A 22,765-nucleotide genomic window follows, 5' to 3' on the forward strand; every position below is an offset into this window, starting at 1 on the left:
GAGAGAAGAGAGACGCTCGTGGACGCCACCGATATGGGTGAAGACCTCAAAGATGTTCTGGTCACCGCTGAACAGCTCGACCAACGACTGACGGAAATGGCCGACCAGATCGACCGGGACTACGTCGGCAAAGAACTGCTGCTCATCGGAGTCTTGCGCGGAGCCGTCATGGTGATGGCCGACCTGTCGAGGAAGATCCACACCCCGTTGCAGATGGACTGGATGGCCGTGTCCTCCTACGGGTCGGGGACGAAATCCTCCGGCGTGGTCCGCATCCTCAAAGACCTCGATCAGGACGTCAATGGGCGCCACGTCCTCATCGTCGAAGACATCATCGATTCTGGGCTGACGCTGTCATGGTTGCGCACGAACCTCTTATCCCGCGGCGCTGCATCCGTTGACATCGCGACGGCTCTGCGCAAACCCGGGGCGGCGAAAGTCGACGTCGACGTCGCCTATGTCGGCTTCGAGATCCCCAATGAATTCGTCGTCGGATACGGGCTCGACTACGCGGAGAAGTATCGCAATCTCCCCTTCGTCGGCACCCTCGCACCGCACGTGTACTCGAACTGAAACGAAGGACGCTCGTGGCAGACAAGAAGAAGCGGATCAACTGGGCGTGGATCCTCGTCCCGCTCCTCATCCTCATGATGGGCGGCTGGTTCATCTGGCAGACTTTCCAACCCAAAGCCGTCGACACCTCTGAGGGCCTCCAGATCCTCAAGGGCACGTCCCTCCAGAGGGTCGTGGTCAATGAATCCACCCAGCAGGTCAATCTCACCCTCAACGAGGACTACACCCACGAGTCCACGGGCATCGGGGATAGGACCGCGAACCTCGGCAAGTCCGTCTACTTCACCTACGCCTACACGCAGACGGAGTCCATACTCACGGCAGTCGACGCCGCTGCGCCCGCGAAGGGGTGGAACGCCATGCGGCCGCAGGCATCCGCCCTGTCGTCAATGGTGCAGATGATGGTGCCGCTGTTCCTCGTCCTCCTCGCCACCTGGTACCTCTTGTCGAAAATGGGCGGGTCGCGCTTCATGAGCGGCTTCACCCAGTCCAGAGTCAAAGAGTTCAACCAGGAGCGCCCCGACATCACATTCGCCGACGTCGCAGGCGAGGACGAGGCCGTCGAGGAGCTCGAGGAGATCCGCGAATTCCTCGCCGCCCCCGACAAGTTCCACAGGGTCGGAGCCCGCATCCCCCGCGGCGTCCTCCTCTACGGGCCCCCCGGAACCGGTAAAACGCTCCTCGCCAAGGCTGTCGCCGGTGAAGCGCACGCACCCTTCTTCTCCATCTCCGGATCGGAGTTCATGGAGCTCTACGTCGGCGTCGGCGCCTCCCGCGTGCGCGACCTCTTCGACCGCGCGAAGAAGAACGCTCCGGCGATCATCTTCGTCGACGAGATCGACGCAGTGGGCCGCCACCGCGGCAGCGGCATCGGCGGCGGCAATGACGAGCGCGAGCAAACCCTCAACCAGCTCCTCGTTGAAATGGATGGCTTCGATGAGCGTGCGAATATCATCATCATCGCCGCGACGAACCGCCCCGATATCCTCGACCCGGCGCTCCTGCGCCCCGGTCGTTTCGACCGTCAGATCGCCGTCGAAGCCCCCGATCTCAAGGGGCGCGAAGCGATCCTCAAGGTCCACGCCTCCGGCAAGCCGATGACTGCGGACGTCAACCTGCGACAGGTCGCCAAGCGCACCCCCGGCTTCACGGGCGCCGACCTGGCGAATGTCCTCAACGAGGCCGCGCTGCTGACGGCCCGTTCCAATGCGGACCTCATCGACAACCGCGCCATTGACGAGGCCATCGACCGCGTCATCGCGGGTCCGCAGAAGCGCACGCGAGTCATGAACGATCACGACAAGACCGTCACCGCCTATCACGAGGGCGGACACGCCCTGTGCGCCGCTGCTCTGCGCTACACGGATCCGGTGACGAAGGTGACGATCCTGCCGCGCGGACGGGCGCTGGGCTACACGATGGTGATGCCCACCGAGGACCGTTACAACAAGACGCGCAACCAACTGCTCGACGACCTCGTCTATTCCATGGGCGGACGCGTCGCCGAAGAGCTCGTCTTCCGCGATCCATCGACCGGCCCCGCTAATGACATTCAGCAGGCGACGAAGACCGCACGCGCCATGGTCACCGACTACGGCATGTCCGATCGCGTCGGCATGGTGAAACTGGGGACCACCGACACCGAGGCCTTCGGACACGGTTCGACCGCCCAGCCGAGCGACATGTCCGACGAGATGGCCTCGATCATCGACCATGAGGTGCGCATGCTGCTCGATAGTGCGATGCGCGAGGCATGGGAGATTCTCACGAAGAATCGTGACATCCTCGATCGTCTCGCCGCGCGCCTCCTCGAAGAGGAGACCCTCGATGAGGGTCAGCTCGCTGAGATCTTCCGGGATGTGCGCAAGCAGGATGAGCGTCCCGTGTGGAACTACGCGTCCGATGCGGCGATCCCCGGCGCGCATTATGGCGACCCCATCGGACTCGTCGAGCAGCAGGATGCGTCCGACGCGGGCGATTCTGCTGTGAAGGAGTCCTGATGGCCTACGATGTCGCCCGCGTTGAGCTGGCCTCGAGGGACTTCCTCAGCGCCATCGGCGAGGATCCCGACCGTGAGGGCCTGACCGAAACCCCCGACCGTATGGCGCGCGCATGGCGCGAGATCCTCTCCGGCATGGATGAGGACCCGAGCGAGCATCTGCGCACCCAATTCCAGGCGGGCACCGACGAACTCGTCCTCGTCCGCGACATCGCCTTTCACTCCATGTGCGAGCACCACCTGCTGCCCTTCTTCGGGCGCGCCCACGTGGGCTACATCCCGCGTGGCGGGCGCGTGACGGGGCTGTCGAAGCTGGCGCGCGTCGTTGAGGGATACGCGCGCCGCCCCCAAGTCCAAGAGCGCCTCACCGCTCAGATCGCGGATGTCATCGACGAGGTCCTCAACCCGCAAGGCGTCATCGTCGTCATCGAGGCAGAGCACATGTGCATGTCGATGCGGGGCGTCACGAAGCCCGGCTCGTCGACTGTGACCTCGGCGCTGCGCGGCATCATGACCGATGGCCGGACCCGCGCCGAGATGATGGCCCTCGTACTGGGCGGACGTCGCTGAAATGCATCCTCTGAGTCCGTCCGCCGGAGCCGCCCCCGATGAGGACCGCACCCTCATCATGGGGATCCTCAACGTCACCCCGGACTCCTTCTCCGATGGGGGGCGCTTCAAGGGCGCGGATGCGGCGATTCGCCATGCGCACGACATGATCGCCGAAGGCGCGGACATCATCGACGTTGGCGGGGAATCGACGCGCCCCGGCTCGACTCGGATCAACGAGGACGAGGAGTGGGCGCGCATCGGCATCGTCGTCGCGGAACTCGCCGACGCGGGCGTCCTCGTCTCAGTTGACACCCTTCACGCCCGCACGGCGTTGAGGGCCGCTGCAGCGGGCGCCGGAATCATCAACGACGTGTCCGGGGGGTGCTGGGACGGCGACATGAACGCCGCAGTCGCCGACACCGACTGCTCGTATGTCATTCAGCATTACCGGGCGCTGCCGGGCATGCCGGGGGAGTCCTTCGACTACGGTCCCGACCTGATGGCGGCGCTCTCCGGGCGCCTCAGATCCCAGGTGGGCGCCGCCCTCGACGCCGGAGTCGCCCCGGAGAGGATCATCATCGACCCGGGGCTCGGCTTCTCCTTGACGAATGAACAGTGCTGGGAAATCCTCGCTTCCCTCGGAAAGTTGAAGTCTCTCGGGTACCCTGTGCTCATCGGAGCATCGCGGAAGCGCTTCGTCGCAGCGCAAGGCGCCGACGTCGATGCCCTCACCGCCTCAATCACACGACAGGCGGCGCGTGAGGGGGCCTGGGCTGTGAGAGTCCACGAAATTGCAGGCAATGCGCGTGCAGCGCGTGAAGGAAGATAGGAGCGGTAAATGTCGACACCCCTCGATGTCATTGCGCTTCGCGGCCTGAGCGCGTACGGAACCCACGGTGTGCTCCCCGACGAACAGACGAACGCCCAGCCCTTCGTCGTTGACCTCGCCCTGTGGGTCGATACGCGGGCAGCGGCCGACTCCGATGACATCGACGACACGATCTCCTACGCCGAGGTCGCCGACCTCGTCTGCGGAATACTCACCGGCCCCTCCGTTCGCCTCATTGAGACGCTCGGCTCGCGGATCGCCGTCGCCATCCTCGAATTCGATCCGGTCCAGGGCGTCGAAGTGACCATCCACAAGCCCAACGCCCCGATCGGACACCCCTTCTCGGATGTGTCGGTGACGGTGCGCCGCGGCACATGCGACCCCCTGCCCATCATCTACGACACCGCAGAGGAAGCCCGGGACGATGACGAGGAGGAGCGCATTACGCGCCGGGCTGTCCTCGCCCTCGGGGGCAATGTCGGTAACGTCCCGGTGACGCTCATGCAGGCGATCGCTGAACTCATCGACACGCCGCGTATTCTCGTGCGCGAGGTCTCCCCGCTGATCCGCACGGCACCCGTCCTCGCCGATGGACAAGACGCCCAAGACGACTATTGGAACGCGGTCGTCATCATTGAGACGGACCTCGGGGCGATGGAACTGCTGGAGACGACCAGCGCCATCGAGACGCGCTTCGGGCGCGAGCGGAACGAGCACTGGGGTCCGCGCATCCTCGACATCGACCTCATCGACGTCGAGGGCGTGACCAGCGACTCCGATGCTCTTACTCTGCCCCATCCGCGCGCCGCCCGGCGCGCCTTCGTCCTCGCCCCGTGGCTCATGGTCGACCCGAATGCGTTGCTTGCCGACGCACCGGTCGTGGAGCTGCTGGAGGGGGCTCCCGATAAGGAAGGGATCCTCGACGCCGTCGACGACTGGTTGGAGGACCCCGCATCCGTGTCCTCCGACTCCGATGACTTCCTCGGGCGCGGCGCCGCCGTTCGCTCCGGTGCGAGCGAGGGCGCCGCCGACGAGGCCGGTGAACCCGCGCACGAGCCCACTCCAGCACCGCCGGTGAGCCACGAGCCCGAATCCATCACCTCGCGCCTCGACCTCATGCCAGAGGCCTCCCGAAGGGGACTCGCCCCCGCCACCGACGGAGACGACGTCGTATGGCGCACACTGTGGGCGCGCTGGGAGAAGACGGACTACACGGCACCTCCGGCGCACCTGTTCGCACAGCGCGCCGCTCCCGCAGTCTACGCCTCACTGGCCCCCGCGATGCCCGCCGGACTCATGCAATCCTCCGCCGCCGAGGAGCAGCTCGAATCCGACGAGGACGACCACGCACCCCCAGTCGAAGGGGAGCGCGCCCCGCACGAGGCGACTGACGAGGCCGCCCCCGCGAGGGCGGAGCCCGCAACGCCGCCTGCGGCAACGACGAATGAGCCGGACGCCCCCGCCGTGCCCGCGAAGAATGCGAACGACCGCAAGGCGCAGCGGCGCCCCCAGTGGAAGTCGCTCACCAAGTACGCGGCGGCGCCCCCGAAAGAGCCGGACACCGCCGATGATGGCGCGGCTGAAGCCCCCGAGGCGCCTGAACCGCACACGGCCCCGGCTCAACGGGAGCTGCCGCAATGGGACTTCGCGAGCGCTGATGTGCGCATCGTTGACGACCCGACCGCCGTCGCACAGGTCAACGGAGCCGCGGGCGCACCCGCGTCGGGCGAAGCCGATGCCGACGCCACTGATCCCGATGAGGCCGCTCCTTCGGAATCAGCCGGAGCCCCCTCGGGCGTCGTGCGCACGTCGATCCTCGACCCGAAGCTCCCCAAGGGCGCGCTGCGCGGGCCGATTCCGGATTCGGAGGTAACCCAGACGGGCATTCTCCGCAAGGTCATCGTCCGGCCGTCGACGACCGGCCACATCCCGATCGTGAAGAACCAGGACAGGCAGAAATGACCCCGGTGTCCAAGCTCTTCCTCAGCCTGGTCGCCCTCGTCTCATTCTTCCTCCTCGCAGGCGGCACCATTGTCGGCATGTCCGTCGGCGGATCACCCCTGCAGATCACCCCGCTGCTGGGAGTCGTCTTCGTCTTCCTTGCCGCCCTCATCCTGTGGACGGGCGGGCATGTGCTGCGGTACCGCAAGAAGAAGAGGACGTGGGTCGACTCCCTCACGGCCTTGAGAATCGCTGTGGCGGCTCGGGCCTCCGCCCTCGTCGCCTCCTTCTTCACCGGTGCCCTCGCGGGCATCATGGCGGCGAGCCTCACCCGAGTCTTCGCAGCGGCGATGGCGGCGAATGCCCTCGCCGCAGGACTCAGCGCCATCGCCGCCTGCGTGTGGTGCATATGCGGCGTTATCGTGGAGCGGTGGTGCACCATTGACCCCGACGACCCCGACGACCGACGTGAACAGCATGAGCCGACGGTGAGCCCCGCCTAGGGCGCCGTCATTCCGGCACTGCAAAGGAGCCACGATGGCGATTCGACGCCCCAGTACTCGCACATCCGCGAAGCGCGCTCGCAGCCGCTCGCGGGTGAATCTGTGGCCGCGTCGCATCATCACCGGCACGATCCTGCTCGGCCTCATTGCCCTCCTCATCTGGGGCGTGGTCACCATCGTGTCCCTCGTCACGGGGTCCGCGCCCGAACCGACTGCGGTGCAGTCCGCGGCTCAATCCGGAGATGCAACGGCCCCCCAATCCGCTCCACCCGTCGCAGGTCTCAAGGCCGGTGAGAGGGCAACAGTCGACGGGATCCTTGACGACGGGGAGAAGACGGTGAGGATCCCCGAATGCGCGGTGAAAGACCTCGACTATGCGGCGACGGCGATGAATACCAGCGTCGGAGCGGGCGAAACGATCACCGTGACCATCACAAACCGCAGCGGTGTTGCCTGTACGACCGCTAAGGGCGCGATCACGATGAGGATCGTGACGGGGGAGGAGACTGTCTACGACTCCGCGTCCTGCGACGGTCGCGACGACGCGGATACTCCGCTACTCCTCGCTCCCGACGCACCCTGGTCGGGGGGCCTGTCATGGGACGGCACAGTGTACGCCGCGGGCTGCACGGTCCCTGAAGGGGGACGGGAGGCCGCCGCTGTCGGCACCTATCGAGCGATGCTCTTTGTCGCGGGCACCCCCGTCACCGGGGAACTGATCTTCACGATCAACTGACGCACATGTGCGCCCATGGGGCGTTTACCAGCCGACGATGCCACTCGCCGCCATCTGCGCCTGGTGTTCGAGGTTCTCGCGGATGAGTTTCGCGCGGTAGGGGCCGATGCCCTCAATCACCTGGAGATCATCCGCGGAGGCTTGGCGCAGTTCCGCGAAGGACGGCCAATGGGAGGAGACCTCTTTGATGACATTCCACGGCAGGTGGGGGACCAGGGACAGGGCGCGGATGCCCCGCGGTTGAATATCGCGGTCGAGGTCAGCGACTTCGAAAACGCCGAGGCCGAGAATATTCGCAATCGCCGTGAGGTCGACGAGCTTGTCGCTGGACAGGTCGGACAGGCGCTGTTCGACGGAGGCGACGAGGGACTGGTCGCGGATGTAGTCGCGCATGACGAGGGCGCGCTCCGAGGCGGAGCCGCGGATGAGGTCGTCGACCTGGAGGGCGAGGAGGCGGCCCTCCGATCCGAGTTCTTCGAGGTAGCCGTTGATCTCGGAGGTGATGCGCCGGATCATCTCCATGCGCTGCATCACCGTCGCCACGTCGCGGATCGTCGCCGAATCGCGCATCTCCAAGACGGTGAGCGTCTGGAGGACCTCGTCGAGGCGCTGGGAGTACCGGTCGAGCGTGTCGACGGCGAGATTGGCGCGGGCGAGCAGGGCCTCGGGCTCTTCAACGAGGCGGTGGAACTCTCCGACGTAGACGGAGATCATCCGCATGGATGCAGACAGGGAGAGGACGGGCAGGTGCGTTTGGCGCGCGGTGCGTTGAGCGGTGCGGTGGCGCATGCCGGACTCGTCCGTGGGGATCGTCGGATCGGGGAAGAGCTGGACATTCGCCTTGCGGATGTGCCATGTGTTCATGTCGAGGACGACCGCGCCATCCATTTTGCACAATTCGCGCAGCCTGGCGGCGGTGAAGGGGACATCGAGGTCGAATCCGCCCGAGCACAGTGATTCAATGGCAGCGTTGTAGCCCAGAACGATGAGCGCACCCGTGTGCGAACGCTTAATGCGTTCGAGTCCTTCACGCAAAGCAGTGCCGGGGGCAACCGCTTGGAGTGCCTCTCGCAGCGCTGCGGAATCCGGATTCACTGACCGACCGTCTTTCTCTGGGCGATGTCTTACAGTGAGTTTACGGCAGCGTCACGCGAATTGCTGTGAACAGGTCCGAGACGATGAATACGTTCATCCCGTCAATGGCGGGGAGTTTCCTTCTGGTGATCGCGGCTGTCGGGTGGATCGAGTGGAAGTGCGGATTATGCGTCGGCAGTCAGACCGGAGCGCGCGGCGCGCAGGACGAGCTGCGTTCTCGATCTGGAGTCGGTCCGCCTCAAAATCTTCGACGAGTAGTCTTTCACGGTGCTCAGCTTGAGGTGCGTGCGTCGTGCGATCTCTGCGTTCGGTAAGGACATCGTCATGAGGTCGAACACCTCTCGGAGTGCGGGAGGAAGATCAGCCACAGCCGCTTCGAATACGCTGTCTGACCGCTGTGTGATGAGGTGCTGACGAAACGAGTCGACGAGTAATGCGGTCGGCTCGGGGCTCATTACTGTCTCTCCTGCATGGACGCGATGCAGGACGTCGGCAATGTCCTCAGTAGGAGTGTCTTTCGTGATGAAACCGCTGGCGCCGGCGAGGAGTGCTCGAGACAACGAGTCGGGCTGTTCGAAGACCGTGTACATGACAATGGTGAGATCGGGATGTGTCTGTTTCACATGGAGCGCGGTCGCAGGCCCATCCATCCCCGGCATTGTGACATCCAGGAGCACGACATCGACCGGCGCCCGGCCACTAGACGCGAGGTAGTCGATGAGGGAATGCCCGCTGAGAAAACGCCCGAGGACTCGAATATCGTGACGACGATCCAGGTTCTTCGCGAGTTGTTCGAGGAGGAAGGAATCATCATCAACGAGCAGGACGTTCAGTGGCGCAGTCATGACTCGTCGCCCGTCATCTGGAGTACGTCGAGCGTCGAATGACGGTCGCTGAGCTGAGGAGACGGCGCCGCGCCTGTGGAGCATCCGGGAATAGACACTGTGAGGAACCATCGGGATCCCGACTGACCGTAGTTGACATCCGCGCCGATCAACTCCGCGGATTCGTGCAGCGAGCGCAGCCCGAATCTGCCGGACATCGGATCGGCGGGTGCAGGGTCGTATTGAGGCGCCCCGACGATATTGGACAGTGCGCAGTCGACGGCGCCGCCGTCGAGCTGCTCAATGGTGAGGAATGCTGTCGAGTCTCGTGGTGCGTACTTGCAGATATTGAGGCACCCCTCTCTGATGGCGAGGCAGAGGAAGTCCCGTGAAGGATAGGACAACGCGGCGTCCGCGTTCTCAGGCATGTCGACGCTCAGCGCGACTCCGCGTGAGACGAGGAGCTGTGTGGAAGCGTCGATCGTCGATGACAGTGAGGGGGGAGTGGATCGTTGAGGGGCGTTGAAGCGGATGATGTCGCGAATGGTTGCGAGTGCACTGCGCCCGTGACGGGCGATCGCTTCGCTCTGCACCCGGACCCCGACGTCGGCCGTGTACTGCGTGAGTTCATCGGACAGGAGGACGACCTTCGTCAATTCCGCGGCCACTGAATCGTGGAGCCTGACCGACAAGTCATAGCGGGTTCGTTGGAATTCCTCCTCAAGATCGGTCACCTTGTGCGCCAGATCCTGGCGCTCGTGACGCGCCCAATAGAAGAGGAGGCCGGAGATGAATGAGGCGATCCATGCAATCGTGAGCAGTGGAATCGCATAGGGAAGATCCTCTGGAGAACATGTGAGGAGGATTGCGGCATCGACGAGGAACATCGCAACGATGGATTCGCCGATCCATCTGCGAGAGATCCAGTCGGCGCATACGATGTGTATGGCGTTCCCCGATATGCCGATGGATGCGTAGTCCGCAGGCGCAAAAATGCCGATCAGGCTGAAGACCGTGACAAGAGTCCCGCCGGATCGGGCGTCCCACCCGCACGCGACAACCGAGGCGAGGAGTGCGAGCGTCACAGTCCCCGTCAGAGCGCCGTGGAACCGACCATCGCGGATGATGACCGAGGCGAGGTCGATGAGCAGCAGGCATCCAGCGATGAGACTATAGGCCACCTTCAAACGGCGGGAGGAGGTGGATCCTCCGGGTTGCGGCTGTTGGAACACGAGGCGCATGACCCCAGTGTCTCACCAGCGTCCTCCTCGCATAATGCGGTACCATTTTCTCAGCCATCCGAAGTCGCTGTCCGCCGCTATCCAGCGCACTGGGCGCACCGATGCCGTTGTGCAGTGGACGACTGCCGAATTCTGGGGCGGCGCAGTCGCTGGCCGGTGGGCGATCTGTACGGAGCCCGTGATGACGAGGCCGCATGCGAGTGCAACAGATGCGAGCCGTGACATGGTGTTTTTTCCGTTTCGTGTCTGCATGTCCGCCCCTCTGGTCGTCGAATCCGTCTGTGATGCGGGGCCGCACAGGTGCGCGTGATATGCATGCCCTGAAGAACGCCGCGGCCGAAAATATGCGCCCATATCCGCCATGATGAGCCTCACTCTCGACTGCGCGCTACCCGATGGCAAAGAATCGCCGACTTAAGTAGGTGAAGTATGTGAGCTTTTGCCCTTCACCATACTTTCGTCGGTATCGTGTCGCATCGATGGCCGTTTAGTTTCGTGGTTGCCTGGATCTACGGGGATCCGGGTGCAGATCAACGCATCGACAACAGGGAGTCATCATGAAATCACTGCGGAGAGTGACAACAGCCGCCGTCGTCACGGCACTGCTCGCGATCGGAGGCGCCGGAGCCGCCCAGGCTACGATTTCCTACCCGTCAGGCGGCGTGTGGAGTTACGGTGTGGGCACCTACGTCTACTCCAACTACTACCACGGTTATCGGTGGCACGGGTCTACCGCGGTTGGTACGCGTACCTACCGCTCGCCCCTCGTGCGCCCCGGACGCTGGTCCCTTGCGTCAGCGCCTGCTGCATGGTCGGGGAACAAGGCCTACTACAGGCTCGGCTGAGTAGGTGAAACGGTGACGATGCGGGGCGGTATGCTCCAGAATTGATGGCGTACCGCCCCGCAACGAGAAGAATCAGGCAGGGGAATCCGTGAGCATTCGAACAAATGTCATGATCACGAGTATCGCGATTCTGTCCATCTCCTTAATCGCGGGGTGTGGTCAAGGAGGAGCGACTCCATCCTCGGGAGCGTCTGCATCGGGCTCAACGGGAAACGCAACCTGGGCGGCGGAGTTCGAACGCGTGAAACAGGAAACGCAGAGTGAACTCGCGCGGTCGATTCTCGAGGATCAGACGATTACGGACCGTGAACTCGAAGAGGCGCGGGAGGCATTCCGCAAGTGCGTCGCCCCGATCGGTATCACGGAAGTGGACTTCACGGTCAGCGGAGCGATGCAAACGAATACCCCTGAGGGCGTCGACGCATCGACCATCCAAGAGACGCTTGACCGATGCGGGATGGAGACGGGGTACGACGCAGTGGCATATTTATACGGCCAGGTCACTACGAATCCCACAAATGAGGATCCTTCGAAGGTACTGGTGGAATGCCTGGTACGACACGGGGCGGTTGCCCCCGGATACTCTGCTGAAGACTTCAACAAGGAGATGGCCTCAACAGGAGGTCAACCTTCATTCGTGGAGACGGACGAGGGGAGACAGGCGATGCACGTATGTCAGAACGATCCACGCAGCTGAGAGTGCGGACGGGACATGAGACAGTCGTATCTTGCGTGGGGCAGCCGCATACTTGTCATCGTCGTCGCGGTGGCGCTCGGCGCGGTTTCAGCCGCAGTCGCTCTCCTCGACGCCACGCCGACGGAGCTGTCGGCCGCACAATCAACGACGACGGTTCCCCTCACAGAAAGACATGTGGATGACCCCATCGATGTAGAACTCGTCCCCAGGCTGTCGCCCGCAGCATCGTTGAAGTCCCCAGCATCGGGGGTCATCAATCGCTTCGATTGTGCTGCTGGAAAGAAGTGGGAATCCGGGGAGGTGCTGGTTGAAATCGATGGGCAACAGCGGTACGTCATTGCAACGTCCGAGCCGTTGTGGCGCTCCTTGACCGAAGGCGACCAGGGGACGGATGTGCGCGCCTTCCAAGAGGAACTTAACCGCCTGGGATTCCCCCTCGCTGTTGATGGCGTCGTCGGGCAGCGCACGATTCGCGCCGCCGCCGACTTATTGAAACTGACGTCAGATGAGCGAACACAATTCACTTCCATCCCGCGTGAGCGATTCGTATGGATCCCGTCACAAGAGATCCAGGTCAGCACGTGCGTCGCCAACTTGGGATCTGCGATCGAAGAAGGCGGGGAGTTGGTGAATCTGGGGTCTCACCTCGTCGCACTCACCCCGAAGGAAACCCCGAGGGCGACCGTTGACGGCGACAGGATCATCGTGTTCGATGAGCTCACACTCGCAGCCGACTCCGACGGCGCGGTGGTCGACTCATCGGCCCTCGACTCCGCCGAATCATCCCCTTCGTTCGCCAAGTGGGCGGCCACGACGGAGTCCCGTAACGGGACGATCGCCGCGAAGTTCCTGCTCGCTGAACCCGTGTCTGTCTATTCCGTCCCCCCGGGTGCGATCTACGACCTGCAAGGCCCTTCGGGGTGTGTCGCCGATGGATCGGGGACCCCGTTCGAGGTGACCGTCGTGTCCTCACAACTGGGGTCGTCTCTCGTTCAATTCCCAGGTGGAGACGCTCCCGCGTCGGTCAGCTCACCTGCAGGGCAGCAGGCATCGTGCCGATGAATGAAATCCACCTGTCTGACTTGGGGCACAAGTTCACGCAGAGCGCATGGCTCTTCAGGCACCTCAGTGCTCGCCTTGAAACAGATCGCGTCTATGCTGTGGTCGGCCCCTCCGGTTCCGGCAAATCGACTCTGCTGTCGATACTGGCCGACTGGGTCCGACCGGCTGAAGGCACTGTCGTACGCGAAGGCGTTTCCACAGTCTCGTGGGTTTTTCAGAACCCGCACGGAGTCGCCAGGCGCACGGCGTTCGATCACGTGAGGCTGCCCTTCCTCGCCCGCGGTCTCCCACGTGAGGAATCCGAACAGGAGGCGGCGCGGCTCATTGAGATGTTCGGACTCGCGAAGGTCGGACACCAGCGCTTCTCTGCGCTGTCGGGGGGCGAAGCACAGAGGCTGATGCTCGCGCGGGGAATCGCATCTGATCCCGACCTCCTGCTGATCGATGAGCCGACGGCGCAACTCGACACTGCAACCTCGCGGGAGGTCAACCGCTCCATCGCCCGACTTCAACGACCCGGAATGATCGTCGTCATCGCCACCCATGATGAGGAGACGCGCGGCTTCTGCACGGACGTCCTCGATCTCCTGGAGTATTCCTCATGAGAGGCGGGGGAATATGGAGCGAGGCTTTTCGCAACGTGGCAGTGGGAACAACTCGCGCAGCCACCTTTGCGGTGATTCTTGCTATCACAGCGGGGCTACTCGCAATAGGCGACGTGCTCCAAGTCCATTCGATTGTTCTGCACGCGAGGGAGTTTCAGACCGCCGGCGCATCGATCAGTGTCCTGACCTCGTCCCACGGCATTGACCCGATCGCGTGCGATGCACTGAAAGACGTCCCGGGGATCCGAGCTGCGGGCGCTCTGCGGACCGAGACCAAAAAGGTCGTGGCGGTAGCGCTTCCCGCCGCTCCGATTCCTTCCGCGAGTATCACTCCTGGGTTCGCGGATGTCCTCCGAGCAGAACGACCATCCGGAGAGGGCGTCCTCATCTCCCGGGAAGTCGCGCAGACTTTGGGCGTGCAACGGGGGGGATCGATTGCGACCGCAGACGGCGATCTCACGGTGCAGGGCGTCTTCCCCTACCCCTCCGATGGACGACGAGCGGGATACGGATACGCAGTGCTCATTCCGACGACGGACACTCGAGCATTCGACGAATGCTGGATTGACGTGTGGCCGAGTAGCGAAGGCGTCAGTCTCCTCGCACATACGGCGTTGATACCCGGAGGAGGTTCTTCAGACAAGACTCCTCGACTCGAGCAGTTGAACACCACCCTTGGACGTGAATTCGACTCTCACGGGCTATTGCAGCAGCGTCTCACCCGCTGGCTCCCCCTGGTGGGCGGCGTCATCGGCGCTCTTGTGGGATTCGTGTCGCTGCGCGTGCGGCGCCTTGAAATCGCCGCGAATCTTCATGCCGGGGTTCATCGCAGGGACGAGCGCACGATCCTCGGTATCGAGACGATTGCGTGGGTGATCGTCGGCGCCATCATGGCGAGTGCGCTTGTCGCCTACACATTCGTATTCCACATTCGTGCGATGGATCCGCAACTGGTGCTGATCGCCGCACGAGTACTGTTCCCGACGAGTGCCTCAGTGTTGTTGGGGGCTCTGTGCGCGTGGATCACCATCCGCGAGCACCACTTATTCACCTATTTCAAGAGCCGATGAGCCGGGCGGCAAGAGCCGATGAGCCGGGCGGCGTCTCGCAGCGGACTCACGGCAGCGCCACCCGGATTGCTGTGAACAGGTCCGAGACGGTGAACACGTTCACCCCGTCAATGGAGGGGAGTCTCTCGCTGCCCTGCGCGGGGACGATCGCCGTCGTGAACCCGAGTCTGGAGGCCTCCATGAGGCGGCGGGCCAGACCCGTGCACGCCCGCACCTCGCCCGTCAGGCCGATCTCACCCATTGCGATGAGCGAGGGCCGAGCCGCTTTCCCCTTGAATGCGGAGACGATAGCGATCGCAATAGCGATGTCGACCGCCGGTTCTGAGGTCTTCGCTCCGCCGACCGTCGACGCGTAGACATCGCAGTCGGCCAAGTCGAGCCCGAGCCTGGCCTGCAGAACCGCGAGGATCATGGCGACGCGGGAGTGATCCACCCCCGACGTGGTGCGCCTCGCCGAGCCCGCGCCCGTGGGGGCGACGAGCGCCTGGATCTCCGTCGGCATGGGGCGGCGCCCCTCCAAGGAGACGGTCACGCAGGATCCCGGTACATCGCGGCTCGTCTGCGAGAGGAACAAGCCGGAGGGGTCGGCGAGCCCGAGTATTCCCGCATCCGTCAACTCGAAGCATCCGACCTCGTCGGTGGGGCCGTAGCGGTTCTTCACCGCCCGCAGCAGGCGAAGGCTCGCGTGGCGTTCGCCCTCGAATTGGCATACGACATCGACGAGGTGTTCGAGGACGCGCGGCCCCGCGATCCCGCCGTCCTTAGTGACGTGCCCGACTAAGAGCACCGGCAGATCCCGTTCTTTCGCGGTGCGAATAATAGCCGCCGTAACTGCGCGCACCTGCGCAATACCGCCCGCCCCGCCGTCGACCTGGCTCGACTGAATCGTTTGAACGGAGTCGACGATGAGCAGCGACGGTGCCGTTTGTTCCACGTGTCCGAGGATCGATGCCAGGTCGTTGTCATCGGCGAGAAGAAGATTGTCGTCAACGGCGCCAATGCGCTCCGCTCGGGTCTTCACCTGCGAGGAGGATTCTTCTCCCGTCACGTACAGCACCGGGCCTCGGCCGATCGGCTGACGCGCACAGCGGGCGGCGACGTCGAGGAGCAGCGTCGACTTGCCGACGCCGGGCTCTCCGGCGAGGAGGATCACTGCGCCGGGGACGATGCCGCCGCCGAGCACCCGGTCGAGTTCTCCGACGCCCGTGGGACGTGCGCTCGCGGCATTCCCATCGACTTGGGCGATGGGGCGGGCGGGGTGGCGCGGCGTCGAGGGCGCAGTCCCCCCGGCGAGGACGCCACTGGCCCCGGTTTCTTCGAGTGTCCCCCATGCGCGGCATTCGCGGCACTGGCCCACCCATTTGGGTGAGGCCCACCCGCAGTCGGAACATTGGTACGTCGCCTTCTTCCCCATGAGACAACCGTATAGGCGGCCTACTGCGTGTGCGTTCGATTCCGGAACGGTGCCGTGATCACCAGGCGCCGGGGTCGACCAGGGAGTCGATCTGAACCCCGACTGCCCTGTAGTCCACCGAGTGCGGTGGCATCGACATCGGGTCGACGGCCGGATTACGGACGGCGTTCCGGTAAGGGTACTTCACTCCGTCCTCATCAGTGATATACGGAACCAGATCGGGCTCGTCGAAGAGGGGGGCACCTGGCCGAAGACTCGGGGTGTGGGCGTCTCGTAAGATGAGGCAGCCCCTTTGAAGAAATCAAAGAATCCCATGGAGATCACCCGCCGAAATTACGGCCGGTTCGCGAAGTACTCGAGGAGGCGGGAATCGCCCGAGACGATGATGACGTCTTCGGGGTTGATCCGCGTTGTTGCGACCGCGTACTCGAAGGGCCTGCCGGGGCGCAGAATACCGAGCATATTGACGCCGTAGCGGCCTCGAAGATCAAGATCTTGCAGGGTGAAGCCATGGACCTCTTTGGGAGGACGAAGCTTCATGATCGCGAAGCCGTCCTTCTCCATTTCGATGTAGTCAATCATGCGGCCGCCGACCAGGTGGGCGGTGCGCTGACCGGCGTCGAACTCTGGGTAGATGACGTGGTGGGCGCCGATTCGCCGCAAGATGCGCCCGTGTTCGCGGGAGATGGCCTTCGCCCAGATCGACGGCATCCCGAGGTCGACGAGATTCGCCGTGATAAGGACCGAGGACTCCAGGGAGGAACCGGCCCCGACGACCGCTGCGCGGAACTCACGGGCGCCGAGCTGCTCAAGTGCCTCCATTGACGTGGCATCCGCTTCAACGAGGGGGAATCGTCCCGCGAAGGCCTGAACGCGGGCGGGGTTCTTCTCGACGGCGAGGATCTCGTAGCCGAGTTTGTCGAGTGTCACCGCCACGGCGGAGCCAAAGCGCCCCAGGCCGATGACGAGCGTACCTGATGCGAGATCCTTGGAGTCCTCAGATGTCATAAGGGAATTATGCCGCGTGTCGGCGCCCGTGACACGCGGCGCGTCCTCGTCAGCCGATGATCGGGCGCTCTTCGGGCATGCGGATGACGCGCGAGCGGTTGCGAAGGGCGAGCGCCGCGGCGAGCGTCATCGAACCGGTGCGACCCGCGAACATGAGGGCGATGAGGACGTACTTGGCCAGCGGCGGCAGGCTCGCCGTGATCCCGGTCGACAAGCCGACCGTCGCGAAGGCGGATATGGCTTCGAAGAGGATGACATCGAGGGAGTAGTTCGTCAGCGTGAGCAGCAGGACGACGGAGACCGCGACCATTGAGACGCCTAGGAGGGATACGGCGACGGAGAGTCGGACTACTGACGGGGGGATGCGGCGCCCGTAGCTCTCAATGTCCTGGTCGCCCCGAGCTTCGGCGAGGACTGCGAGGATGAGGATGGCGAAGGTCGTCACTTTGATGCCCCCGGCGGTCGAGGCGGAGCCGCCGCCGATCATCATGAGGATGTCCTGGACGAAGTGCGTCTGCGGGTGCATGAGCCCCACATCGAGCGCTGACAACCCGGAGGAACGGGAGTTCACGCCGGACAGGAGGGCGTTGAGGACCCGCGACGGAGTGTCGAGGGAGCCGAGGGTCTCAGGGTTTGTCCATTCCGTCAGTGCCATCATGACTGTGCCGATCAAGGCGAGGATCAGGTACATCGACAATGTGAGCTTCGTGTGGAGCGCCCACTTCGCAGGGGTCCTCCAGCGCGCCGCGAGATCTTGGATGACGGGGAAGCCGATGGCTCCGATGACGGTTCCGATGATGATGGGGACGAGCATCCACCAGTCGGAGACGTGGGGTGCGAGTCCCTCGACGAGGATGACGAATCCCGCGTTGTTGAACACGGAGATCGACATGAAGGCGGCTTCTCCGATCGCGTCGAGGACGCCTTCGCCCATTGTGAGGAAGCGGGGGAGGAACACGGCGAAGAGGAAGGCTTCGCCGATCAGGGAGGTCGCGATGACGGCTTTGATGAGCCCGGTGATCTGCCCCATCGAGTCGGAGCCTGTCTCCTGGGCGGCGAGCATGCGCTGGGTGAGCCCCAGATGGCGCGAGACTGCGAAGCCGAGGATGGAGGCGAGGGTCATGACGCCGAGCCCGCCGATCATGATGCCGAGGGCGATGACGGTCTGCCCGAAGGGCGACCAGTGGGTCGCGGTGTCCACTGTCGTCAGCCCCGTCACGCAGACGGCGGACACGGCGGTGAAGAGGACGTCGACGAAGGATGCGGGCCTGTCCGCGACGGAGGCGAAGGGCAGTAGGAGGAGGGCCGTGATGACGATGATGATGAGGGCGAAGACGATGAGGGCGAGACGGGCGGGCGCGTAGCGCGCCTGCCGGACGAACCACCCGCGGAAGGAGTCGAAGCGCCTCGATTGGAGTGCAGGGGTGGGGCCGTCAACGGCGCGGACAAAGGGAGAGGGTGCGGCCTCGACGTCATCGGGAGTCAGCGGGGATACGGACGAGGGCGCCGTCCGGGATGCGAGTGAGCGCGCAGTCGAGGCCAGGCGTGAGGACCGAGGGGCGCGAGGAGCGGTCGTCATGGTGCCTCTTCCTTGTTGGGACTAGCGGGGTGTCTTTGAGAATCACCTCTATTGTGACTCGAAAACTGTCGAGACTTGCAGATGAATGGTCCTCAGGCAGTAGTATGTCCTGTGAGGCATCCAAAGTAGCGGACGCAGGGTTCCGAGCGCCTCGCGTCTTGATGAATGTGGAGTCGTCATGGATCAGCAGGCCGCCCCCCGTTTTATGACGGTGTCTGAAGTGGCGGACATCATGCGGGTGTCCAAGATGACGGTGTACCGTCTCATTCACAGCGGTGAAATGCCCGCGATCCGTGTGGGGAAGAGTTTCCGGGTCCCCGAAGCGGCAGTCGGCCAGTTGATCCGCTCCGGTCTTGCTGATCACACCGATGACCGCGCAGCCGGTATTGGCGGGTAAGATGTCAGCGCTATGTCCATTACGGGCATGAAAGTCCCGCGGTAGGACCTCTGCCGCGTCACAGCTCAACACACGAGGGAGGAACCCCATGGGCTCCGTCATCAAGAAGCGCCGCAAGCGCATGGCGAAGAAGAAGCACCGTAAACTGCTGCGCAAGACGCGTCACCAGCGTCGCAACAAGAAGTGAGCTTCAAGGCCCGGTCCTGCAAACGGCCGGGCCTTCTCGCATCTTGGGGACATCGCTGTCGGGGTTCATGGGACACTTGAGATATGAGCACGACACGAATCCGCGTGATGCGACACGGTGAAGTCGACAACCCTGACGGCCTCCTCTACGGTAGGCTCCCCGGTTTCGGCCTCACCGAACTGGGACACGAGATGGCCGAGCGCGCCGCCGCCCACCTCGTCGATGAGGGAGCGGATATTACGGTGGTTATCGCCTCGCCGCTGCTGCGCGCCCAACTCACTGCGGCGCCCACCGCCGCAGCCTACGATCTTCCGATCCTGTCGGACCCCAGGCTCATTGAGGCGGGGAACTCTTTCGAGGGCCAGGCTATCAACGCCGATCGCACGCTCCTGCTCAAGCCGAGCAATTGGCGCCTCTACTGCAATCCCCTCGAGCCCTCATGGGGGGAGCCCTATACCGCGATTGCGTCGCGGATGCGCGCCGCTATCTCGTCGGCTCTTGCGACGGCGCAGGGTCATGAGGCTCTCGTCGTCTCCCACCAGAGCCCTATCACGGTCCTCACGCGTTTCGCCCGCAAACAGCCGCTGGCGCATGCCCCGTGGTCGCGCCACTGCTCGCTCGGCTCGATCACGACATTCGAATTCTCGGGCGCGACCCTCGTAGGGATCTCCTATGCGGAGCCGGCGGTCGACCTCGTCGCACAGGCGCAGGACATGACGCCGGGGGACTCGCAGGCCGCGCTCAAGCGCTGAGTGACCACCGCCGTTGAGCGCCCCGCCCGGTGGATGAGATGCCCGGGGCTCAGCGCTCCGGGTCCGCAGTCCCCTCGGATTCGGGCGACTCATTGGAGGAGTCGTCGGATGCGGACTTGGACGAAGAGGAACCTCGCCCCCCGCCGTTCATCTGGGCGCGTCGCTGGCGCTGGATATCGCGCTCGAGGCGGAATAGGAACTCCGGGTCGTCGTCGGGTGCGGTCGGTGCAGGCGGCTGCTCGGGCCTCGTCGGCGGGGTGAACCCCAGGGGCGGCTCGCCCTTCTCGGCCCGCATGACGGCGCGCGTGATGAGCCATGCGATCGCGCCGAGGGAGAAGGAGGGGATGGTGAGGATGATGAGGATGAGCCACAACATTTTCGGGATGCGTGCGGGCGATTCGTCCTCATCGGTGCGGTACCAGTCCGCAAGCGCGTAGATGGTGATCGCGACCCACGCGACCACAGCAATAATCCTCACCACACGATCGAGTCTAACCGTCGTGCCCCGCCAATGCGATCGCGGGGCGGATGCGGCCGCCTAAGCCGCGATGAGGAATGCGGAGACGACGAGCGCCCACCCGAGCGTGAACAGACCCGTATTGCGCAGTGCGGGGATCAGGTCTTTACCCGTGGCCCCCATAATGACGGGACCGGCCAGGGGGATCGATACGGCAAGGGTCGACGCTCCCATACTGATGCTGACCAGTGTCGAGTACCCGACATGGGGAAGGACGGTGGCGATGGCGAGTGCTGCGGCGACGACACACAGGGAGAAGAGGATGCGCGAGGGGCGCTCCCCCATGCGCACGGCGAGCGTCCTCTTCCCCGATGCGAGGTCGGTCGGGATATCCCGGATGTTATTCACCATGAGGAGCGCCACTGAGAGCAGTCCGAGAGCCGAGGCGAGGAGCCACAACCACCAGGGCGCCTGCGGCGTCTGCGTCCACGCCGTGCCGACACACGCCATGAGGCCGAAGAACACGAATACGAAGAGTTCGGACAGGCCGATGCCCATGTAGCCGTAGGGGGTGCGCCCGCCCGTGTAGAACCAGGCGGCGATGACGGCCGCGATGCCGGGGACGATGAGGATCCACACGCCCGACAGGGCGAGGAGGATCAGGCCCGCGACACCCGCGACGAGGAAACACGCGAGCGCTGCCCGAAGGACCGTTCGGGGAGATGCCAGGCCCCCTCCGGTCAGGCGCGCGGGCCCCGTCCGGTGCTCATCCGTTCCGCGGATTCCGTCGGAGTAGTCGTTGGAGTAGTTGACGCCGACTTGCAGGGCGAGGGCGACGACGAGGGCGAGGACGGCGTTGAGGGGTTCTCGGGCGCCCATGTGGACGGCTGCAGCGGTACCGACGAGGACGGGCGCTGCGGCTGCGGGCAGGGTCCTGGGGCGCGCGCCCTCGATCCAGTCGCCGATTGTCGCCATGGGGTCCTCCTCGTCGGGCATCACGGGGGCGTGGGCGCCCGCATGCGTCACTCGTGCGATCGTATCGCGGCTCAGCGCCACCAGTCGTGCATCGTATGGATGGCGCGGTCCGCTATCCGGCGTGCGGCGATTCGGTCGATCTTCATACCCGACAGGTAGGGCAGATGCTCGAGGGCGACGAAGCGGCGGGGCGCGTGGGCGCGCCCTATGGTCTCACCGACGTGGGTGCGCAGGCGCTTGGACAGTTCCTCCATCTCGGAGTGGTTCGCCGGCAGACGGTGGGGGACGATGAGCGCCGTGATGACGTGCCCCCACTTCTCGTCGGGGGTGGATGTCACCCATGCGTCGGTGAGCTCCGGCGAAGAGAGGAGGGCGTCCTGGACGGGCACGGGGGCGACCGACAGGCCGCCGGTGACGATGACATCATCGGCGCGCCCGTGGACGCTCACGATGCCCCCGCCGTTGATGCGCCCCACATCGCCAGTGAGGAGCCAAGTGCGGCCCGACTCTTCGAAGAAGGGGGAGTCCCCATCGAGGTAGCGGGTCATGAGGGGAGCGCCCGCGATCGCGATGCGCGATTGCCCCTCCCTGTCGACGACGCGGACTTCGACGCCCGCTTGGGGGACTCCGTCGTAGACGCAGCCCCCACAGGTTTCCGTCATGCCATAGGTCGCGACGATGCGGATGCCGTTGGCGCGGGCGCACTCGATGAGTTCGGCGCGGATACCCGATCCGCCGACGAGGACGGTGTGCAGGCGGGCGAGGGCGGTTGTCACTTCTTCGCCAGCGCTCAGACACGCCTGCAGCTGGGTGGGGACGAGGGAGAGGTAGCCGGGGATACTCGGATCTGCTGTGGCCCCCGCGATGGCGGGCAACAGTGCATGCGGGTCGAAGCCTTCAGTGGTGTCGACGATCTGCGGATTCGTCCCCGCGACTGCGGAGCGCACAAGCACCATGGCGCCAGCGATGTGGTGGGCGGGCAGAGCGAGGATCCAACGACCGGGTCCTCCGAGCGCCTCGTGGGTCGCCTTCGCCGATGCGACGAGCGCGTCGGTGGACAGGCCGACGAGGCGGGGACGCCCGGCACTCGACCCCGACGTCGGCACGACGAGGTCGATGCCGTCGAGGAAACCTTCGTCGTGCAGTCGCTCTGCGACCGCCGGATAGCGGTCCGCGGGGAATGCGGCTTCGAGGGTGTGCGCGGAGCTGCGCAGGGTCGACGGCGGAACGTCAGAGGGGTCGCGCAGGACGACGATTGTGCGAACGGAGGGGGCGTGGGGGTCGGCGCGGCGCTCGTCGTAGAGTTCGACGAGTTTGTGGAGCGAGGCGTTGGCGAGGGAGACCGCTCCGATTGATGTCCCTCCGGGAACAACCAGGATGCGCGGCATCGGCATCAACGACTCCTTTACACATGCAGCTGCCCA

General features: G+C 64.5%; 25 protein-coding genes. 15 read left to right on the plus strand and 10 right to left on the minus strand.

Annotated features, from left to right (window positions below; genetic code table 11):
* Positions 1–18: 18 nt before the first annotated feature.
* The 7 genes from hpt to BQ7471_RS10290 all read left to right on the plus strand — a co-directional run bounded on the left by hpt (position 19) and on the right by BQ7471_RS10290 (position 7,133).
* On the plus strand, positions 19–573 hold the full coding sequence (hpt, locus tag BQ7471_RS10260) for a hypoxanthine phosphoribosyltransferase (RefSeq protein WP_076466011.1): 555 nt from the start codon (positions 19–21) through the stop codon (positions 571–573).
* Between the two features lie 74 nt (positions 574–647).
* The gene (ftsH, locus tag BQ7471_RS10265) at positions 648–2,573 is read left to right on the plus strand and encodes an ATP-dependent zinc metalloprotease FtsH (protein WP_129583459.1); all 1,926 of its coding nucleotides are present in this window, start codon (positions 648–650) and stop codon (positions 2,571–2,573) included.
* Positions 2,573–3,142, plus strand: a complete 570-nt coding sequence (gene folE, locus BQ7471_RS10270) for a GTP cyclohydrolase I FolE (RefSeq protein ID WP_076466016.1) — start codon at positions 2,573–2,575, stop codon at positions 3,140–3,142. The genes ftsH and folE overlap by 1 nt, the downstream gene beginning before the upstream one ends.
* A gap of 1 nt (position 3,143) precedes the next feature.
* Positions 3,144–3,953, plus strand: coding sequence for a dihydropteroate synthase (gene folP / locus BQ7471_RS10275; protein WP_076466017.1), 810 nt, complete (start codon positions 3,144–3,146; stop codon positions 3,951–3,953).
* A 9-nt stretch (positions 3,954–3,962) separates the two neighbouring features.
* Positions 3,963–5,915: a 2-amino-4-hydroxy-6-hydroxymethyldihydropteridine diphosphokinase gene (gene folK / locus BQ7471_RS10280; protein WP_076466019.1), complete on the plus strand. Its 1,953-nt coding sequence runs from the start codon at positions 3,963–3,965 to the stop codon at positions 5,913–5,915.
* On the plus strand, positions 5,912–6,397 hold the full coding sequence (locus tag BQ7471_RS10285; RefSeq protein WP_076466020.1) for a DUF3180 domain-containing protein: 486 nt from the start codon (positions 5,912–5,914) through the stop codon (positions 6,395–6,397). The genes folK and BQ7471_RS10285 overlap by 4 nt, the downstream gene beginning before the upstream one ends.
* Positions 6,398–6,431: 34 nt before the next feature.
* Positions 6,432–7,133: a hypothetical protein gene (locus tag BQ7471_RS10290; RefSeq protein WP_076466022.1), complete on the plus strand. Its 702-nt coding sequence runs from the start codon at positions 6,432–6,434 to the stop codon at positions 7,131–7,133.
* Between the two features lie 24 nt (positions 7,134–7,157).
* Here the strand turns inward: BQ7471_RS10290 and disA are convergent, their stop codons facing one another.
* From disA to BQ7471_RS11290, 3 genes are all read right to left on the minus strand, one after another.
* The gene (gene disA, locus BQ7471_RS10295) at positions 7,158–8,228 is read right to left on the minus strand and encodes a DNA integrity scanning diadenylate cyclase DisA (RefSeq protein WP_076466023.1); all 1,071 of its coding nucleotides are present in this window, start codon (positions 8,226–8,228) and stop codon (positions 7,158–7,160) included.
* A gap of 164 nt (positions 8,229–8,392) precedes the next feature.
* Positions 8,393–9,073: a response regulator transcription factor gene (locus tag BQ7471_RS10300; RefSeq protein ID WP_076466025.1), complete on the minus strand. Its 681-nt coding sequence runs from the start codon at positions 9,071–9,073 to the stop codon at positions 8,393–8,395.
* Positions 9,070–10,293 (minus strand): sensor histidine kinase, encoded by a 1,224-nt coding sequence (locus BQ7471_RS11290; RefSeq protein WP_076466026.1) that lies wholly within the window; start codon positions 10,291–10,293, stop codon positions 9,070–9,072. The genes BQ7471_RS10300 and BQ7471_RS11290 overlap by 4 nt, the downstream gene beginning before the upstream one ends.
* Positions 10,294–10,850: 557 nt before the next feature.
* Here BQ7471_RS11290 and BQ7471_RS10310 point away from each other — a divergent pair.
* The 5 genes from BQ7471_RS10310 (at position 10,851) to BQ7471_RS10330 (ending at position 14,572) form a co-directional block, all read left to right on the plus strand.
* A complete protein-coding gene (locus BQ7471_RS10310; RefSeq protein WP_076466028.1) occupies positions 10,851–11,138 on the plus strand; it encodes a lactococcin 972 family bacteriocin in 288 nt (95 codons plus the stop codon).
* Positions 11,139–11,379: 241 nt separating this feature from the next.
* Positions 11,380–11,835, plus strand: coding sequence for a hypothetical protein (locus tag BQ7471_RS10315; RefSeq protein WP_129583429.1), 456 nt, complete (start codon positions 11,380–11,382; stop codon positions 11,833–11,835).
* A 15-nt stretch (positions 11,836–11,850) separates the two neighbouring features.
* A complete protein-coding gene (locus BQ7471_RS10320) occupies positions 11,851–12,897 on the plus strand; it encodes a peptidoglycan-binding domain-containing protein (RefSeq protein WP_076466031.1) in 1,047 nt (348 codons plus the stop codon).
* Positions 12,894–13,502 (plus strand): ATP-binding cassette domain-containing protein, encoded by a 609-nt coding sequence (locus tag BQ7471_RS10325; RefSeq protein ID WP_076466033.1) that lies wholly within the window; start codon positions 12,894–12,896, stop codon positions 13,500–13,502. Before BQ7471_RS10320 ends, BQ7471_RS10325 begins: the two co-directional genes overlap by 4 nt.
* 71 nt (positions 13,503–13,573) lie before the next feature.
* Positions 13,574–14,572, plus strand: a complete 999-nt coding sequence (locus BQ7471_RS10330) for a hypothetical protein (RefSeq protein ID WP_159438546.1) — start codon at positions 13,574–13,576, stop codon at positions 14,570–14,572.
* A 46-nt stretch (positions 14,573–14,618) separates the two neighbouring features.
* Here BQ7471_RS10330 and radA read toward each other — a convergent pair whose 3' ends face one another.
* The 4 genes from radA to BQ7471_RS10345 all read right to left on the minus strand — a co-directional run bounded on the left by radA (position 14,619) and on the right by BQ7471_RS10345 (position 18,573).
* Positions 14,619–15,986, minus strand: a complete 1,368-nt coding sequence (gene radA / locus BQ7471_RS10335; protein ID WP_076466036.1) for a DNA repair protein RadA — start codon at positions 15,984–15,986, stop codon at positions 14,619–14,621.
* A 58-nt stretch (positions 15,987–16,044) separates the two neighbouring features.
* A complete protein-coding gene (locus tag BQ7471_RS11810) occupies positions 16,045–16,173 on the minus strand; it encodes a hypothetical protein (protein ID WP_268874471.1) in 129 nt (42 codons plus the stop codon).
* Between the two features lie 146 nt (positions 16,174–16,319).
* Positions 16,320–16,994 carry a potassium channel family protein gene (locus tag BQ7471_RS10340; protein ID WP_076466037.1) on the minus strand — a complete coding sequence of 225 codons (675 nt, stop codon included), beginning with the start codon at positions 16,992–16,994 and terminating at the stop codon, positions 16,320–16,322.
* A 49-nt stretch (positions 16,995–17,043) separates the two neighbouring features.
* Positions 17,044–18,573, minus strand: a complete 1,530-nt coding sequence (locus BQ7471_RS10345) for a TrkH family potassium uptake protein (protein ID WP_076466039.1) — start codon at positions 18,571–18,573, stop codon at positions 17,044–17,046.
* A gap of 178 nt (positions 18,574–18,751) precedes the next feature.
* Between BQ7471_RS10345 and BQ7471_RS10350 the strand changes: the two genes are divergently transcribed.
* From BQ7471_RS10350 to BQ7471_RS10360, 3 genes are all read left to right on the plus strand, one after another.
* A complete protein-coding gene (locus BQ7471_RS10350; RefSeq protein WP_076466041.1) occupies positions 18,752–18,970 on the plus strand; it encodes a helix-turn-helix domain-containing protein in 219 nt (72 codons plus the stop codon).
* A gap of 88 nt (positions 18,971–19,058) precedes the next feature.
* A complete protein-coding gene (locus tag BQ7471_RS10355; protein ID WP_003792170.1) occupies positions 19,059–19,157 on the plus strand; it encodes a 30S ribosomal protein bS22 in 99 nt (32 codons plus the stop codon).
* An 83-nt stretch (positions 19,158–19,240) separates the two neighbouring features.
* The gene (locus BQ7471_RS10360; protein WP_076466042.1) at positions 19,241–19,909 is read left to right on the plus strand and encodes a histidine phosphatase family protein; all 669 of its coding nucleotides are present in this window, start codon (positions 19,241–19,243) and stop codon (positions 19,907–19,909) included.
* 49 nt (positions 19,910–19,958) lie between these two features.
* Here the strand turns inward: BQ7471_RS10360 and BQ7471_RS10365 are convergent, their stop codons facing one another.
* From BQ7471_RS10365 to BQ7471_RS10375, 3 genes are all read right to left on the minus strand, one after another.
* Positions 19,959–20,390: a PLDc N-terminal domain-containing protein gene (locus BQ7471_RS10365; protein WP_076466044.1), complete on the minus strand. Its 432-nt coding sequence runs from the start codon at positions 20,388–20,390 to the stop codon at positions 19,959–19,961.
* Between the two features lie 57 nt (positions 20,391–20,447).
* The gene (locus BQ7471_RS10370) at positions 20,448–21,341 is read right to left on the minus strand and encodes a 1,4-dihydroxy-2-naphthoate polyprenyltransferase (RefSeq protein WP_076466389.1); all 894 of its coding nucleotides are present in this window, start codon (positions 21,339–21,341) and stop codon (positions 20,448–20,450) included.
* A gap of 71 nt (positions 21,342–21,412) precedes the next feature.
* On the minus strand, positions 21,413–22,735 hold the full coding sequence (locus BQ7471_RS10375; RefSeq protein ID WP_076466045.1) for an AMP-binding protein: 1,323 nt from the start codon (positions 22,733–22,735) through the stop codon (positions 21,413–21,415).
* Positions 22,736–22,765: the final 30 nt, after the last annotated feature.

Source organism: Actinomyces mediterranea, from assembly GCF_900155595.1.
Lineage (GTDB): Bacteria > Actinomycetota > Actinomycetes > Actinomycetales > Actinomycetaceae > Pauljensenia > Pauljensenia mediterranea.

Bases quoted from the DNA above. Each gene is read 5' to 3' on its own strand.
- BQ7471_RS10310 (WP_076466028.1), top strand. From the start codon at position 10,851: ATGAAATCACTGCGGAGAGTGACAACAGCCGCCGTCGTCACGGCACTG.
- folE (WP_076466016.1), top strand. From the start codon at position 2,573: ATGGCCTACGATGTCGCCCGCGTTGAGCTGGCCTCGAGGGACTTCCTC.
- BQ7471_RS11290 (WP_076466026.1), bottom strand. From the start codon at position 10,293: ATGCGCCTCGTGTTCCAACAGCCGCAACCCGGAGGATCCACCTCCTCC.
- BQ7471_RS10300 (WP_076466025.1), bottom strand. From the start codon at position 9,073: ATGACTGCGCCACTGAACGTCCTGCTCGTTGATGATGATTCCTTCCTC.
- radA (WP_076466036.1), bottom strand. From the start codon at position 15,986: ATGGGGAAGAAGGCGACGTACCAATGTTCCGACTGCGGGTGGGCCTCA.
- ftsH (WP_129583459.1), top strand. From the start codon at position 648: ATGATGGGCGGCTGGTTCATCTGGCAGACTTTCCAACCCAAAGCCGTC.
- BQ7471_RS10360 (WP_076466042.1), top strand. From the start codon at position 19,241: ATGAGCACGACACGAATCCGCGTGATGCGACACGGTGAAGTCGACAAC.
- BQ7471_RS10340 (WP_076466037.1), bottom strand. From the start codon at position 16,994: ATGACATCTGAGGACTCCAAGGATCTCGCATCAGGTACGCTCGTCATC.
- BQ7471_RS10370 (WP_076466389.1), bottom strand. From the start codon at position 21,341: ATGGCGACAATCGGCGACTGGATCGAGGGCGCGCGCCCCAGGACCCTG.
- BQ7471_RS10325 (WP_076466033.1), top strand. From the start codon at position 12,894: ATGAATGAAATCCACCTGTCTGACTTGGGGCACAAGTTCACGCAGAGC.
- BQ7471_RS10285 (WP_076466020.1), top strand. From the start codon at position 5,912: ATGACCCCGGTGTCCAAGCTCTTCCTCAGCCTGGTCGCCCTCGTCTCA.
- BQ7471_RS10345 (WP_076466039.1), bottom strand. From the start codon at position 18,573: ATGACGACCGCTCCTCGCGCCCCTCGGTCCTCACGCCTGGCCTCGACT.
- BQ7471_RS10320 (WP_076466031.1), top strand. From the start codon at position 11,851: ATGAGACAGTCGTATCTTGCGTGGGGCAGCCGCATACTTGTCATCGTC.
- folK (WP_076466019.1), top strand. From the start codon at position 3,963: ATGTCGACACCCCTCGATGTCATTGCGCTTCGCGGCCTGAGCGCGTAC.
- BQ7471_RS10375 (WP_076466045.1), bottom strand. From the start codon at position 22,735: ATGCCGATGCCGCGCATCCTGGTTGTTCCCGGAGGGACATCAATCGGA.
- BQ7471_RS10290 (WP_076466022.1), top strand. From the start codon at position 6,432: ATGGCGATTCGACGCCCCAGTACTCGCACATCCGCGAAGCGCGCTCGC.
- folP (WP_076466017.1), top strand. From the start codon at position 3,144: ATGCATCCTCTGAGTCCGTCCGCCGGAGCCGCCCCCGATGAGGACCGC.
- BQ7471_RS10350 (WP_076466041.1), top strand. From the start codon at position 18,752: ATGGATCAGCAGGCCGCCCCCCGTTTTATGACGGTGTCTGAAGTGGCG.
- BQ7471_RS10355 (WP_003792170.1), top strand. From the start codon at position 19,059: ATGGGCTCCGTCATCAAGAAGCGCCGCAAGCGCATGGCGAAGAAGAAG.